The sequence below is a fragment of the Mesorhizobium sp. M2A.F.Ca.ET.039.01.1.1 genome, assembly GCF_003998035.1.
Classification (GTDB): domain Bacteria; phylum Pseudomonadota; class Alphaproteobacteria; order Rhizobiales; family Rhizobiaceae; genus Mesorhizobium.
The window spans coordinates 1-560 of sequence record NZ_RZRY01001458.1 but is presented as its reverse complement, the minus strand read 5'-3'; the positions used below and the strand labels follow the sequence as shown (position 1 = coordinate 560).

The 560-nt window shown below is 64.8% G+C and carries 2 pseudogenes; one reads left to right on the top strand and one right to left on the bottom strand.

The window, feature by feature from the left end:
• A pseudogene (locus EOA24_RS40430) lies at positions 1-319 on the top strand (amino acid permease); the annotation flags it as partial.
• A 71-nt stretch (positions 320-390) separates the two neighbouring features.
• On the opposite strand, the pseudogene EOA24_RS43745 reads toward EOA24_RS40430, so the two are convergent.
• Positions 391-560 (bottom strand): annotated as a pseudogene (locus EOA24_RS43745) (LLM class flavin-dependent oxidoreductase); the annotation flags it as partial.

Below are 560 nucleotides of genomic sequence, written 5' to 3'. Positions count from 1 at the left end.
GCCGTGGCGGGCGCCGACCTGGCTGCTCGGCATCGGCGCCATCTTCGCCTATGTCAACGCGATCTTCATGGGCGCCGGCGCCAAGGTCTGGAACCCGATGGCGCTGTGGGCCGGCCTGATCACGGCTGCCTTGATCATCCCGGTGTTCTGCTTCCGCCATTACATCCAGGATGGCGGCAAATTCCCCGACCATATGATGGCCGACCTCGGCATGGCGGGGGCCGACCTCTCGGTCAAGAAGGCGGGCATGCTGCCCTATCTGACGCTCGCCGCCGGCGTGATCGTGATGCTGATCGCCAACTGGGTGTTCGTCATCTGACGTGGCAACCCGAACGAAACGGGCGCGCCTCGGCGCGCCCGTTTTCTTTTGCGAGTTGGTCGAAGCAGAGATCAGCCGGCCTTACGGACGGCCTCCTCTTCAAAGAACCGGTTCGGCGGCCGCTTCAGGCCGAGATTCTCGCGCAGCGTCGATCCTTCATAGTCGCGCCTGAAGATCCCGCGACGTTGCAGCTCGGGCACCACCTTCTCGGCGAAGTCGTCGAGCCCGGCGGGCAGATAGG